This is a genomic window from Neisseria sp. CCUG12390 (assembly GCF_047837985.1).
In the GTDB taxonomy this organism is placed as follows: Bacteria; Pseudomonadota; Gammaproteobacteria; order Burkholderiales; family Neisseriaceae; genus Neisseria.
Window position 1 is genome coordinate 1820309 of sequence record NZ_CP181244.1, and the last position, 14195, is coordinate 1834503.

Consider the following 14195-nt stretch of genomic DNA (forward strand, 5'->3'; position numbering starts at 1 on the left):
CGTCTGAAACATTTCAGACGGCCTCGAATCTTTATCCTGCCTGCAAACAGAATCAGTTCTTCATCGACTGCACGGGCGCAGGGATACGGCCGCCGCGGTTGACGAACACTTCGCACGAGCCGTCTTTGACCGGCATAATCGGCGCGTAACCCAACAAACCGCCGAACTCGACGCTCTCGCCCACGTCTTTTCCGGTCACGGGAATGATGCGTACGGCGGTGGTTTTGCTGTTAATCATGCCGATGGCGGCTTCGTCGGCGATGATGCCGCTGATGGTGTGTGCAGGAGTGTGGCCGGGCACGGCAATCATGTCCAAGCCCACCGAGCAGACCGCGGTCATGGCTTCGAGTTTGTCCAAAGTCAGCACGCCGGCTTCGGCGGCGGCAATCATGCCTTCGTCTTCGGAAACGGGGATAAACGCGCCGCTCAAGCCGCCGACCGCGCTGGAAGCCATCATGCCGCCTTTTTTCACCGCGTCGTTCAGCAACGCCAGAGCCGCCGTCGTGCCGTGCGTGCCGCACACGCTCAAGCCCATTTCTTCGAGAATGCGCGCAACGGAGTCGCCGACGGCAGGTGTGGGTGCCAGCGACAAATCCAAAATGCCGAACGGAATACCCAAGGCTTTGCTGGCTTCCTGGCCAATCAACTCACCCACGCGCGTGATTTTGAACGCGGTTTTTTTCACCACTTCGGCCACTTCGGTCAAGGTCACGGCATCGGAGTTTTCCAACGCGGCTTTTACCACGCCCGGGCCGGAAACGCCGACGTTAATCACCGCATCCGCTTCGCCCGAACCGTGAAACGCGCCCGCCATAAAGGGATTGTCTTCCACCGCGTTGCAGAACACGACGATTTTGGCGCAGCCGAAGCCTTCGGGCGTAATCTCGGCAGTACGCTTGATGGTTTCGCCCGCCAGTTTTACCGCGTCCATATTAATGCCGGCACGGGTGGAGCCGATATTGATCGAGGCGCACACGATGTCGGTGGTTTTCATCGCTTCGGGAATCGAACGGATCAGCACTTCGTCCGACGGCGACATGCCTTTCTGCACCAAAGCGGAAAAGCCGCCGATAAACGACACGCCAATGGCTTTGGCCGCTTTGTCCAAAGTCTGCGCCACGCTCACATACGAATCGGCTTTAGTCGCTGCCGCGATTTGGGCAATCGGGGTCACGGAAATGCGCTGGTTCACAATCGGCACGCCGTATTTGGCCGACAATGTTTTCGCGGTGGCCACCAAATTTTTGCCGACGGTGGTGATTTTGTTGTAGATATTCCGGTTCAGTTCGTCAATGTCGCTGCTGATGCAGTCGTGCAAATCGATGCCGATGGTGATGGTGCGCACGTCAAAATTCTGGTCGGACACCATTTTGACGGTTTCGAGGATTTCTTTCGATTGGATAGACATTTCAGACGGCCTCTCAAATGCGGTGCATGGCTTTAAACAATTCTTCGTCCTGCAATCGGATGTCGAGCGCGAGTTTTTTGCTTTCTCCGGCAAACAAATCCAGCATTTCTTGACGCGATTTCGGGCATTTGGCGGTATCGACCAGAATAATCATGGTGAAAAAATCGTCCATCAATTGCTGGCTGATGTTGAGGATATTGAGTTGGTTTTCGGCCAGGATTTTAGAAACGTCGTACACGATACCGACGCGGTCTTTACCGATGACGGTCACAACAGAATGGCTCATGGGAATTCCTTTGTTGAATTGCGGAAAATAGGATGAGGGATTGACCTGTTCGGATGAAAACTCAGGCCGTCTGAAAAGATTTGAATGGCCGGATTATAGCATTCTTTCAGACGGCCTGAGATTCAATTGTCAACAATTTTAAGATAGGAGAAATTATAAAATTAACTATTCCTAATGTATTTCTCAAGCTCCCTATTAAAATAAACTCTTGTTTCTTCTAATTTTTCATATTGTTCCTTCTGAGAACCTGTTTTGGCTTCCAACCCAAGGAAAATTGCATCCGCAAACTCTTGCAAAATAGTTATCTGCTTTTGGTATATATCATCTATTTCTTTTTTACTAATCCAAAAAAGAGGACTATATCTATAATCTGCCATCTTCCGGATCAAGAATTCAGGATTAATTGCATCTTGCGATACTGCTGATTGAATAAGATCAGCAAGGATGGATCGCAAATACATTGTTTCATCTTTTAAACTCTCAATTTCAATTTCTAGTTGATTCAATTTTGCTTCGAGTGATTTCAATGTTGTCATAAATATCTTTTAATAATTATTTAAAAAGCTAATAATTAATGAAATTATTCAAAAAACTATAAATACTTTCTTTACTCAAAATAAGTAAACTTTCCACGCTTGACGTTACACAACAATTCATACGCAATCGTCCCCGCAGCTTCGGCCACTTCGTTCACATTCACCGCATCGCCCCACAGCTCAACCTCGCAACCCAAGCCCTCTCTCGATGCATCCAATTCGACGGTCATCATGTCCATCGACACGCGCCCGATAATGCGGCTGCGTACGCCGTCCACCGCTACCGGAGAGCCGGTCGAGGCGCGGCGCGGATAGCCGTCGGCATAGCCGCAGGCAATCAGGCCGACGCGGGTGGATTTGGAAGTGTAAAACGTCGCACCGTAGCCGATGGGCGAATGCGGCTGCAGCACGCGTTCGCCGAATACGCGGGTGGTCAGGCGCATGACAGGCTTCAGGCGTTCGTCCACACCGCCGAAAGGCGATACGCCGTATAAAGCCAGCCCTGCCCTGCCCCAGTCGCGGCGCGCTTCGGGCAGATTCAGAATCGCGGCGGAATTGGCCAGACTTTCTTCGCCCGCCAAGCCCTCGCAAGCCAAATCAAAGGCTTCAAGCTGCATTTCGCTCATGCCGTTTTCCGGTTCGTCGGCACAGGCGAAATGGCTGAATTTAACGATGTCGGCAACATGTCCGCATTGTTTTAACGCGGTGTAGGCCGCAGCGTAATTGTGCGGGAAAAAGCCGGCGCGGTGCATACCCGAATCCATTTTCAGCCACACGGTCACGGGATTTTGCCATTCGTGGTGAATCAGACTCTCAAGCTGCCATTGGCTACCGACCGCCGGCCATAATCGGTATTCGTCGATTCGGGCATACTCTGCCGCATCAAATACGCCTTCGAGCAGCACAATCGGGTTTTCAATGCCGTTTTGACGCAATTCGACCGCTTCTGCCAAAGTCGCCACGGCGAAACCGTCGGCCAAATCGGCCAGCGCATGAGCGCAGCGCACTGCTCCGTGGCCGTAGGCATCGGCTTTAATCACGGCCAGGAGTTTGTTGCCGTGGATGTTTTTCAGGGTTTGGTAATTGTGGCGCAAATTATCCAAACGGATTTCGGCTTGTAAGGGGCGCATGTTTTGTCCTTTGTATGTGCGCATCAGCAGCCACTGAATCGGGCCGCCGATTTTGTTTGACACCGGCCGGATTCATTTTTCAGACGGCCTGCATGTATTCGGATGGATTGATTATAGGCCGATTACGTGCTTTTTCAAATACAGCGTTTAGTTATTGACAAAGGCCGTCTGAAAATGCGGCATTTTCTTTTCAGACGTGTTTTGAGGCATACCGCCCGTTCTGAATCATCGCGCGGACTCCAGGGAAAGGCCGTCTGAAAATTTTCAGACGGCCTTTGTTTTAATACTTGTTTAACGGCACACCGCCGCAACAATATTGGCGGTATGTTCCGTTTTGCCCCATACCTGTGCGGACGGATCGGCAATATCCGTTTGCAGCCCGTTGCCGCAGTCTATCCACACCGGCAGGGTTTGCGCACTCATGCGCCGCTCGAAAAAATAGAGGTTGGCGCGGCGGATGTTGCGTTCTTTATCGACGGTTTCGATATTGGCGGTATCGACGGCGACGAATTTCAACACCTGCGGCCGGATATACGACCACGGTTTGTAAAACGCGGTTTCGGGAATTTCGGCCACGACGGCGGTTTCAGACGGCAGTCGGGAACGGGTATGCTCGAACCAGGTGTATTCGCTGAATACCTGAAACCCGATCATGCCCAAACCGGCGGCGGCGGGAATCATCCATTTGGGCAACTTTTTAAAGACGGTGCGCACAATCAGCGCGATACCGGCGGCACCGAAACCGGCGGATACGGTGGCAATGAGTTCCCACAGCATAAGCGTTCCTCTTGATGTGTTTTTGTGTTTTCAGACGGCATGATAGGCGTTTGCAGGCCGTCTGAAAAGTTTCAGCGGTTATTCGGATATAAAAAACGCGGGTTTGGTCAACCCGCGTTTCCGTGCGCCAAGATTAATGGTCGATGGCTTCGCCTGCGCCGCGCGGATAACGCACGCTTTCCACCAGATCCTGTACGTCTTGCGGCGGTGCTTTGCCCATGGCGGATACGGCGAAGGCAACCGCGAAGTTCAACACCGCACCAATCGGACCGAAGCCCAGCGGCGAAATACCGAAAATCCAGTTTTCCGCGGTGTTTTCAAAGGTGTTGGTACCCGGAATGAAGAACCAGCCCATGTACAGGAAAATGTACACGCAGGTGGAAATCAAACCGACCAGCATACCGGCAATCGCGCCTTTGTCGTTCACGCGCTTCGAGAAAATGCCCATCATCAGAGTCGGGAAAATCGAGGCGGCGGCGATACCGAATGCAAGTGCCACGACCTGCGCCGCAAAACCCGGCGGGTTGATGCCCAACCATGTCGCCACCACAATCGCAATCGTCATGGATACGCGCGCGGCCATGAGTTCGCCTTTGTCGCTGATGTCGGGTTTGAGCGTTTTCTTAATCAAGTCGTGCGAAATCGCAGACGAGATGGCGAGCAGCAGACCGGCGGCGGTAGAGAGCGCGGCAGCCAAACCGCCTGCGGCAATCAGGCCGACTACCCAACCGGGCAGGTTGGCGATTTCAGGGTTTGCCAAGACCATGATGTCGTTGTTCACGCTCAACTCATTGCCCTGCCAGCCGCGTTCTTGCGCTGCGGTGAAATCTTTGGCTTTGTCGTTGTAGTATTGGATGCGGCCGTCGCCGTTTTTGTCTTCAAACTTCAGTAGGCCGGTGTTTTCCCACGTTTTCATCCATTCCGGACGCGCTTGGTATTCCAAAGGTGCAGACTGCGTGCCTTGCGGATACACGGTTTCAACCAGGTTGATGCGTGCCATCGAGCCGACTGCGGGTGCGGTGGTATAGAGCAAGGCAATGAACACCAGCGCCCAACCGGCCGAAGAACGGGCATCGGATACTTTAGGCACGGTAAAGAAACGGATAATCACGTGCGGCAAACCTGCGGTACCGATCATCAGCGACATGGTCAGTAAGAACATGTTCAATTTGTCCGACACATCGGCGGTGTAGGCAGTGAAGCCCAAATCAGTCACCAACGCGTCAAGTTTCTGCAACAGCGGCACGCCGGTAGCCGTATCGTTGCCGAACAAGCCCAACGGCGGAATCGGATTCCCGGTCATCTCCAAAGAGATAAACACCGCCGGAATGGTATAGGCAATAATCAGCACCACATATTGCGCCACCTGCGTATAAGTGATGCCCTTCATGCCGCCCAGTACCGCGTAAAACAGCACCACAACCGCCGCGATAATCAGGCCGGTGGTATTGCTCACTTCAAGGAAGCGGGAGAAGGCCACGCCCGCACCGGTCATTTGGCCGATGACATAAGTGGTCGAAGCCAGAATCAGACAGGCCACGGCAATCAAACGCGCATTGCGGCTGTAAAAACGGTCGCCGATAAAATCGGGCACGGTAAACTTACCGAATTTGCGCAGATACGGTGCAAGCAGCAAGGCCAGCAATACATAGCCGCCCGTCCAACCCATCAGGTAGGCCGAAGCCGCATAGCCGCCCATCGCCAGCATACCCGCCATCGAAATGAACGAAGCCGCGCTCATCCAGTCGGCACCGGTGGCCATACCGTTCAACACGGGATGTACGCCGCCGCCTGCTACGTAAAACTCTTTGGTCGAACCGGCGCGCGCCCAAATAGCGATGCCGAAATAGAGTGCAAACGACGCACCCACGAACAAGACGTTAATCCAAAATTGACTCATGATTTACTCCTCGTGCACGCCGAATTCCGCATCGATTTTGTTCATTCTCCACGAATAGAAGAAAATGATGGCGATAAAGGTCAATATCGAACCCTGCTGGCCGAACCAGAAACCGATGTCGATACCGAAAATCTGAATGCCCATTAAGGCCGGACGCAGGAAAATGGCAAAGGCGTGCGAGCAGAGCGCCCACACAATCATGCAGCCCAAAATCAGGCGCACATTGGCTTTCCAGTAGGCCGTCATATTTTGTTTATTATCGGACATGATGATCTCCTAATTGATATGTAGAGAATGCCTCCGGTCGTGACAGTGGTCTGCAACGCCGGATTTTTTTGTTTCTTGAGCGGTATTGCTTGAACAAGGCAGAAACGCCTTGAATCCAGCATAGCATAATTCCTCAGACTGACAACATAACCCATAGGATTAGGCTTTCCTGACAATAAATGAAAATGCGTCGTATGAATTCGAATTAATAATTTATCAACGAAATTGACATTTTTTTTTATAAATTTTATTTTACAACAAATATTTAAAAAATATTAATTCGATGAAACACCTTGTAATTTAATGAAATAAATATATTAATGTTTAAATCTTATCTAAATTTACTCCCCGTTATAAATTAACATTTTTTTACACGATAAATTGTTTTTTGATTGGCGAAATCAAATTTTCCCGAATCTGTTTTTCATGCCGGCAGCAACCTTTCGGCAAACAAAAGGCCGTCTGAAAAATATTTCAGACGGCCTAGTAGGGTTGGAAAACAAATTGTTCGAACGGCCCTACTTTCTGGCCTGTACCGCCTGCCACATCATCGCCACATTAATCGCATCATTAAGCGCGTTGTGGCGCGGCAAATCGGGAATACGCAGGGTTTTGATCATGCTGGCCATGCGCAGGTCGACATAATCGTTGTAATAAAAGTTTTTCTTGACTTCCTGCTTGAAATACACCGCCGACACTTCAATCCTCCGGTTCGGCAAAGGAATGCCGATTAAAGGCTTCAGAAACTTATCGATCATGGCCACGTCGTATTCCAGATAATAACCGACCAACGGCCTGCCGCCGATAAAATCCAGCAGTCGATACAGCGCCTCTTCAACTGTAATGCCGTCTGAAAGATCTTTCGGCCGCAAACCGTGCACCGTCACATTGGTCGCCTCCATCATGCCTTCCGGCTTTACCAACACATAAAACGGTTCGCTGGTCAGAATGGTATTGCCGCGGATTTTTACCGCACCGATGGAAATGATTTCCGCCTCTTTCACATTCAGGCTGGTGGTTTCGCAATCGATGCTTACCATTTCATCAGCGTGTTCGTCATAGAGAAAGGCATACTTCGGATCTTTCAGACGGCGTCGGTAATAAGCATGTTTTATTTTCTCAAACATGTTCCCTACCCTCCCAAATGAAAATGATGACGCACCGTCTGCTTGAACCGTTTCACCACATTCAGCGAATCTTTCAGCAAATCACGCTCGAGCGTGGAGAGTTTGTCGGTATCCACCTGGTTATTGAGCTTCTGAGTCGGGTCGGTCAAACACATCAGGCCGCCTTTCAGGCGCAAATCCATCAGATAACCCAATGCTTCCGCCAGATCGCGCCCCGCCTGCGGTTCCAAAATATTTTGCGCAACCAATATATTGATGCGCTCAAAAGAATTATTCGCCTCCAGATGCGCTTCCAAAGCCAAGGCGCGCACACCGTGTACAATCGGGAAAATACCGATTTTTTTCACGTCCATTTTCTTGTTGTTGCGCTGGAGCAGGCGCGGCAGGAAACGGCGGCTGTGGTCTTCGAACAAATCCACCGCACGGGCAAAGTTCATCAAAATGCCGACGTCCTTATCCATGCGGCGGTAAAGATAGCGGTTCAACTCCTCCAACAGCGACACATCCCCCGCCACCGCCTTGGCATCGATGAAAATCGCCAGATTCATCATATTTTCCGGAGTGGCCGAACTCAGCCAGCCGCCAATCATTTTTTTAAATTCGCCCAACGGCTTGCGCCACATCGGATTGCACACCATAATCCCGCCCTTGCAAGGCGGATAGCCGAAACGCTCGAGCGCGGCGGAAAATTTTTCAGCCGTCGCTTGCGCTTCTGCCAAATCCGCACCATCGGCCAAAATCAGCGCGTTATCCTGGTCGGTTTTCAAAATCTGTTCGCCACGCCCCTCCGAACCCATAATCAACAGGCAAGAATGTTCGTATAACGTTTCCGAAGCCAACAGCCGCCATGTCTTTTCAAACAGAGCGCTGTTCGACACCTGCATCAGTTGCGCCAACTGCTTGGCACGCACGCCGTTTTTCTGCAAGGCCTGAACCGAATCGTTCATATGCGCCGCCAGCTCCGCCAAATCATCTATGGTTTCGGCTTTTTCAATCCGCTGCACCACCAAATGCGTATGGTTGGAAAAATACGCCAAAATATCGAGCTGCTCCAATGCCCCCACCGCTTGACCGTTTTCCGTCACCACTACCCGCTGGATACGCGATTCCATCATTCTGAGCAAGGCATTGAACACGAAATCGTCAATATCTACAGTAATCAGTTGCGCCGGCGACCATTTGTACACCGGCTCGTCAAACGATACCCCTTCGATCACAATGTCGCGGAAAGCCGATTCGGTAAACAAACCGGCCTGCCCTTCATGGCGCAGCAAAAGCGTTTTGGTTTTGTGCGCCTTCATCAAATGCGCCGCTTCCAAAATCGTCGCCTTGCCATCCAGCCACACCGCATTGTCCCGATAGGCATCGCGTACTTTCGCCGTAAACAGGCTTTCAAACTCATCTTCATCCGGCGATTCGGAACGGCTGGCCAATTTTTCCGCTACCGAAGCATAAAAATACGAACCAAAACGGCTGTTTCCCTCCATCAAATGCAATACGCAGGCTTTGGGCAGCTTATACACCAAGGCTTCTTCCGCAGCGACAAAACTGTTTTGGCTTGTACCTTCTACCAAAGCACGGGCCTCAAAAGTGTCATGCGCCCGATAAACCGCCGCCACTTCGCCGTCATTCCCGACCTCTTTCACCACGCCTTTCATCACCACATATAAAAACTCAATCGGCGTGTTGGGCTCGATGATCAATTCTTCATCGCGGTAAAAAGCAATATCCACCACATTTTGCAAAGACAAACGCTCGCTGCCGCTTAAAAAATGATAAGGCGGATAATTGAAATCAAAACGTTCCATCATTGTTTCTCCTTGTTTCTCCGTTTTCTCAAACCAAACACCTGCTTTTACCGTTCACTAAATCAACAGGTTTTTCAACATATTACAACAAGGCTTGAAAAAACGACACCACAAAAAGGCCGTCTGAAAATCAAACAGGCATTCGATATGAATCTGTTTGGTTTTCAGACGGCCTCATGTTCTTTATCGAAAGACAAAATCCTGTCTTCCGATGTTATTTTCTTCAGTTTTATGACAACAAAAAATCTCCTGCCAATCAAAAATAACAGGCAAAAAAAATGCACACATTCAATCAAATGTGTGCCAAGTCTACAAAGGAGAAATAGAGGAGAAACTATTAACTGACTACTCGAACCAGCTAACGGGGTTCATTATGTCAAGATTAACCGTGGTGCGCAAGCATTTTTCTTGTAAAATTTCTTAATTGTATCATTTGCACAATTTATATGTAATTTGATTTCACAAAACAGTTAAGCGTCATTATACGCAATGATGATGACGGTTTGATGAATCGATAACGAAAAAAAACGCGCATACCGTTTCGGATATGCGCCAAGTCTACAAAGGAGAAATAGAGGAGAAAAATCAAGCTGCATCAAGCAACTCAACGAGACGTATTTTGCGCTTTTCTTTTTCGTCCGTCAACATCCGCGATTAAAAAATTGCGGTTTATATCAAAAAAAAGACATCGGCGGCTATTTTTGATTATTTTATTTTCGAATAAAATCAAAAAAGAAAAATTAAATAAGAAAAATGTTTTTATCTGCACTTAGACTTTCAGACGGCCTATTTCTACTTTAATTTTTGTTGCAGATTTTCCGCAGCTTCCGCCCGTTCCCGATGGCTGAGTTCGGGCAAATGCGTATTCAGCGACGACCATTTCCATTGCGAACGCGCCTTATTCAATTCAGACGGCATTTTATGCGGCTGCCACGGGGTTTGGCCGCTTTGCAGGGTCACTTGCGATTGCGCGGCATGACCGCGTTTTTGCAGGGCGTTCAGTAAATCCAATGCGCGCGCAGCCAATAAGGTTAAGGTTTCCGGATCGATATGCAGGGTTTGTTTGCCGGAGATTTTATCGGAAATATCCTGCATATTCGGTAACACACCGCCTAAAATGCCGCCGATGGCCGTACCCAAACCGAGCGAACCGCCCAGCGTGGCGACATCGATACCGAACCCGATTAATGCGCCTGTGGCCGCGCCGGTACCGGTGCGGATGCCGTATTGCACCAGTAAATCGCTGTCGAACGGGTCTTGGCGGAAGGCTTTCAATGCCCAATCGCCGCTTTCGATGTCGTTTTGGTAGAAACGGTAAAGTTGGAACAGTTGCTGCTGCATTTTGCGTTCTAATTGGCGCACTTCTGCCTGCATGGTTTGCAGTGTCGGCTCAGGATTGTCGTCTTCATCGATTTCCTGTTTGTAAGCAGCAACATCGAGCAGGAAATCGGCAATTTCGCGCCGTGCTTCACCATCCAGCCGCTGCCATTCGCGGCGGCGCATACCGGTTAGGCGGTCGAGAATGCCGCGCTCGGGCAACATGGTGGCCAAATTGTCCCACAAGCGGATTTCACCTTCAAAATCAAAGGCAACGGTATCAAAGCCGCTGTAAACGTGTAATGTGCGCCGCGCCAGCATGGTGGTCCATTCGGTCAAATCCTGTCCGCCGATAAAATTGAACACCGGCATCACCGGCTTGGCGCACCACGACAACACGGTCAGTTCGTCTTTATATTTGTTTAACACCGGTTCGCGCGCGTCCACCACATACAACGCCATGTCGCTTTGCAGCAATTGGCGCAGCACTTTGGCTTCTTGGTTGAAATCGCCGGCAGCCTCAGGGCTATCGAGAAACTGTTGCAGACGTTCGATGCCGTCTGAACGCGATGAAGTATTGGCTTCCAACCAATCCAATACGCCGCCGGCATCTTCCAAGCCGGGCGTATCGTATAAATACACCAGCGTATCAATGCCGTCTGAAATTGCGGCCTGCTCGACATGACGCGTGGTGGACGGTGCATTTTTGACTTCGCCAAATGTGCTGTCGCGCAGCAAAGTGCGCAGCAATGAAGTTTTGCCGGTATTGGTGTGACCGACTACAGCCAGAGATAAAGGTTTGTTTTCCATGATTTTATCTTTTCATTTTTTCAGACGGCCTGCCTGTTTTGCTGCAAACGCAATTCCTGTTCCAGCTTGGGCGGATTCAGCCATGCCAGATTGCGCTCGTTCAAAGCCTGATGCCAATGCTGTAAATTTTCTTGCAGGCCGTCTGAAAGATGTTGTTCGGCCAAAAGCTGCACCACCGCCCCACCCTTGGCCGCTTCGGCCAACCGGGTCATTTGGCGCAATACGCCGCGGTCGGGGACGGTATGCGCACGCACGCCGATAAGCAGCTGCACCGGCTGCCGCTGCAATTCGTCCGCCAAACCGTGCACGGCATCGCGGCTGTCGGCCACGCCTTTGTCGAGCCAATCTTGTCCGAGCGTGTGGGTAAACCAAGAATCGTCCGGCCATTGCGCCTCCAGCATGACCGCCCATTTTGCCGCATTACTGATGTTGATTTTGGGCGACACGGCAGCGACGGTTTCGCTTTGCGTGTCGGCATCAATGATTTTGGTCTGCCATTGCTGAATGATTTTCTGATAATACGGCTTATCCAGCGGCAAGGGAGTGCGGCTGATTTTGAGCATGATTCTGCATCCCGCCCATGCAATCAAGCGCGGCAAAATGCCGTAGCACACGATGCTGCCGATCAGCAAACCCGACCAAGCGCGTGCGTCGGCAATATTGCTGTTCAGACGGCCTTGCAATACCGCTTCGGCATCGGGCACAGGAAAACCTGCTTTAGACGGCAGCCAGCCCAGCCATTCGATGGCTTTGACGGATGCGCTGTTGGTCAACAGCGTGCTTTCCCAGTTGAACGTATATTGGCGCACCAGCAGCAGCATCAACACGGAAACCAGCATCCCCGACAAAGTCGCCAACCATAAGCTGTGTGTTGTGCGGCCAATCAGCCAGCGCGTGGAAGGTTGCTGCCATTCTTCGCTGTACAAACGCAACAGTGCCTGATTTACCGGATCTTTACCGCGCATCCATGTCATCGGATGGCTGACGACGTTGCCGAATTTGAAGCGGAACACCACCGACATCAGCCAAACCAGCAGCATGACGGTATTCATGCCCAAAACGCTGGCCAGAATCAGGAAAAAATTCAGACCTTGGTTGTCCATCAGGATATAAGTACCGGAGAAGCCGCCGGCAAACATCAACGACACACCGACTATCCACAACCAAAATCCCGCACTTTTGGCGTATTCCAACGTATCTTGCAGTTGATGATTGCGGTCTATCATTTCCGCACGGCGCAATATTTTCCCTTCATGCCTGCCGTCGACATGCCGCAGCGATTCGGTCACCTGAGCCGGATCAGCAGGAAAAATATAATCCCGCTCCTCCAAAATGCGCACCAATTCGGCAAGTTTGTGTTTCGGATTAAGCATAACGATAAAGGCCGTCTGAAAAAATAATCCGATTCTAACATAGCTTTTCAGACGGCCTGCACCCTTTGTCAAACCGGCAATGGCTGCGCCCATCCGGTAAGCAACCGTTTTATCCGTCCGTGTTTGCACTTTGGGCGGGACTACACTGCAAACCGGTAACTCAAGCCATTCGTTCCCTGTGGCAGAACAGATTACCCGAACGTCTCGATAATTCAGGGTTTGGCCATTCCGAATGCAGACGGTCTTTTATTCAATGGAAAATCCCCGGCTACCGAATTCAAACCCGCTTAAACCCCAACATCTTTGCCATGTTGGAACCTGTCCGCCGATTGGATGGGTACGCCAATCCGAAACTTTACTATATTAAAGACGGCTCTTTTATCCTGAGATTTATAAAATTTGTGATTCAAAACAATTTAATGTATGCTCATCAATTGAATATCACTCATCCGCTAAGGAATCCATCATGCAAAAGAGAAATCGAACGGCTTTATTCATTTTGGCAGCCTGTATTTCTTCAATGGCCGCAGCAGAAGATACCCTGCCCGCCACAGGCAATACTTGGGTGGATACGCAACACGGCAAGGTTCAAGGCACCTTAAAAAGATGGTCGCACAATATGGACGGCTGGTTCGGCGAGACTGATCCCGACAATCCGGCCAGTGCCAATTTGCGCGTGATGGTTGATACCGAGTGGAACAAATACGACGAATTTTCAGTGACACCGCGTATTCGCGGCCGTGTCAAATTACCGGTATTGCAGCAAAAACTGAACGTGGTATTCGGTGACGATTCCTTGGACGACGAATTCCGAAACGAAGCCAGCAACTACCGCAACCGTACTTATCGCGACGACAAAAGCTACGACTACCGCACCAACCGCGATCAAAACTCTTCCATTGCCCTGCGTTGGAACGAATTGTTCAACAACGGCACGGTAGACACCGATTTCGACATCGGTATCCGTTCCGGCAGCGACTTATATGCCCGTGCTAAAGCGGAAAAAGATTGGCAGATTAATGATCAATTGGTGACCGGCCTGGAGCAGATTTACCGCTACGGCTCGAAAAGCGAACACCATGTCCGCACCAATTGGGATACCCGCCACCAAGAAGACGCAAAAACCTTTATCGCCAACCAACTGCACGTGCAATACGAACATGAGGGCGACAGGGAAGAATGGACATGGGGAAACAATACATACCGCCAGCATGATTTAGGTACCGCCCGGTACGTCAACTACGGCCTGCACACCCACGGCCATATCGAAGACAAAAAATTCAAGCTGAACACCTACGGGCCGTTCGTCGGCTACCGCCAACCGGTGTGGCGCAAATGGCTGTTTGTCCAAACCGAAGTCAATTATCTGAACGACCGCAAGGAAGACCGCGACCACACCATCGGTACCCTGGTCCGCCTGGAAGCCTTATTCTGATTCAGCAACTTCCCTTAATTA

At 50.6% G+C, this 14195-nt stretch carries 12 protein-coding genes; 1 reads left to right on the forward strand and 11 read right to left on the reverse strand.

What is annotated here, in order from left to right:
- Nucleotides 1–52 precede the first annotated feature (52 nt).
- From ACM67E_RS08525 to ACM67E_RS08575, 11 genes are all read right to left on the reverse strand, one after another.
- Nucleotides 53–1408, reverse strand: a complete 1356-nt coding sequence (locus ACM67E_RS08525) for a PFL family protein (RefSeq protein ID WP_416191029.1) — start codon at nt 1406–1408, stop codon at nt 53–55.
- A gap of 13 nt (nt 1409–1421) precedes the next feature.
- Complete coding sequence (locus ACM67E_RS08530; protein ID WP_416191030.1) at nt 1422–1694, reverse strand: ACT domain-containing protein; 273 nt, start codon at nt 1692–1694, stop codon at nt 1422–1424.
- Nucleotides 1695–1855: 161 nt separating this feature from the next.
- Nucleotides 1856–2230 (reverse strand): hypothetical protein, encoded by a 375-nt coding sequence (locus ACM67E_RS08535; protein WP_416191031.1) that lies wholly within the window; start codon nt 2228–2230, stop codon nt 1856–1858.
- 71 nt (nt 2231–2301) lie between these two features.
- Entirely contained in the window at nt 2302–3360 is a 1059-nt protein-coding gene (gene alr / locus ACM67E_RS08540) for an alanine racemase (protein WP_416191032.1), read from the reverse strand.
- A gap of 291 nt (nt 3361–3651) precedes the next feature.
- Nucleotides 3652–4137 (reverse strand): hypothetical protein, encoded by a 486-nt coding sequence (locus ACM67E_RS08545; RefSeq protein ID WP_416191033.1) that lies wholly within the window; start codon nt 4135–4137, stop codon nt 3652–3654.
- Between the two features lie 133 nt (nt 4138–4270).
- A complete protein-coding gene (locus tag ACM67E_RS08550; protein ID WP_416191034.1) occupies nt 4271–6037 on the reverse strand; it encodes a sodium:solute symporter family protein in 1767 nt (588 codons plus the stop codon).
- Nucleotides 6038–6040: 3 nt separating this feature from the next.
- The gene (locus ACM67E_RS08555; RefSeq protein ID WP_416191035.1) at nt 6041–6304 is read right to left on the reverse strand and encodes a DUF4212 domain-containing protein; all 264 of its coding nucleotides are present in this window, start codon (nt 6302–6304) and stop codon (nt 6041–6043) included.
- Nucleotides 6305–6822: 518 nt separating this feature from the next.
- Nucleotides 6823–7431, reverse strand: coding sequence for a 3'-5' exonuclease (locus ACM67E_RS08560; RefSeq protein ID WP_416191036.1), 609 nt, complete (start codon nt 7429–7431; stop codon nt 6823–6825).
- Nucleotides 7432–7436: 5 nt separating this feature from the next.
- Complete coding sequence (locus ACM67E_RS08565; RefSeq protein ID WP_416191037.1) at nt 7437–9242, reverse strand: DUF294 nucleotidyltransferase-like domain-containing protein; 1806 nt, start codon at nt 9240–9242, stop codon at nt 7437–7439.
- A 789-nt stretch (nt 9243–10031) separates the two neighbouring features.
- Nucleotides 10032–11366, reverse strand: coding sequence for a DUF3482 domain-containing protein (locus ACM67E_RS08570; protein WP_416191038.1), 1335 nt, complete (start codon nt 11364–11366; stop codon nt 10032–10034).
- Between the two features lie 20 nt (nt 11367–11386).
- Nucleotides 11387–12739 carry a DUF2868 domain-containing protein gene (locus ACM67E_RS08575; RefSeq protein ID WP_416192761.1) on the reverse strand — a complete coding sequence of 451 codons (1353 nt, stop codon included), beginning with the start codon at nt 12737–12739 and terminating at the stop codon, nt 11387–11389.
- A 466-nt stretch (nt 12740–13205) separates the two neighbouring features.
- Here ACM67E_RS08575 and ACM67E_RS08580 point away from each other — a divergent pair, with 466 nt between their 5' ends.
- A complete protein-coding gene (locus tag ACM67E_RS08580; protein WP_416191039.1) occupies nt 13206–14174 on the forward strand; it encodes a hypothetical protein in 969 nt (322 codons plus the stop codon).
- Nucleotides 14175–14195: the final 21 nt, after the last annotated feature.

Excerpts from the sequence above, each read along its gene's own strand:
- ACM67E_RS08550 (WP_416191034.1), bottom strand. The coding sequence starts at position 6,037 with ATGAGTCAATTTTGGATTAACGTCTTGTTCGTGGGTGCGTCGTTTGCA.
- ACM67E_RS08570 (WP_416191038.1), bottom strand. The coding sequence starts at position 11,366 with ATGGAAAACAAACCTTTATCTCTGGCTGTAGTCGGTCACACCAATACC.
- ACM67E_RS08560 (WP_416191036.1), bottom strand. The coding sequence starts at position 7,431 with ATGTTTGAGAAAATAAAACATGCTTATTACCGACGCCGTCTGAAAGAT.
- ACM67E_RS08530 (WP_416191030.1), bottom strand. The coding sequence starts at position 1,694 with ATGAGCCATTCTGTTGTGACCGTCATCGGTAAAGACCGCGTCGGTATC.
- ACM67E_RS08580 (WP_416191039.1), top strand. The coding sequence starts at position 13,206 with ATGCAAAAGAGAAATCGAACGGCTTTATTCATTTTGGCAGCCTGTATT.
- alr (WP_416191032.1), bottom strand. The coding sequence starts at position 3,360 with ATGCGCCCCTTACAAGCCGAAATCCGTTTGGATAATTTGCGCCACAAT.
- ACM67E_RS08565 (WP_416191037.1), bottom strand. The coding sequence starts at position 9,242 with ATGATGGAACGTTTTGATTTCAATTATCCGCCTTATCATTTTTTAAGC.
- ACM67E_RS08525 (WP_416191029.1), bottom strand. The coding sequence starts at position 1,408 with ATGTCTATCCAATCGAAAGAAATCCTCGAAACCGTCAAAATGGTGTCC.
- ACM67E_RS08535 (WP_416191031.1), bottom strand. The coding sequence starts at position 2,230 with ATGACAACATTGAAATCACTCGAAGCAAAATTGAATCAACTAGAAATT.
- ACM67E_RS08555 (WP_416191035.1), bottom strand. The coding sequence starts at position 6,304 with ATGTCCGATAATAAACAAAATATGACGGCCTACTGGAAAGCCAATGTG.
- ACM67E_RS08575 (WP_416192761.1), bottom strand. The coding sequence starts at position 12,739 with ATGCTTAATCCGAAACACAAACTTGCCGAATTGGTGCGCATTTTGGAG.
- ACM67E_RS08545 (WP_416191033.1), bottom strand. The coding sequence starts at position 4,137 with ATGCTGTGGGAACTCATTGCCACCGTATCCGCCGGTTTCGGTGCCGCC.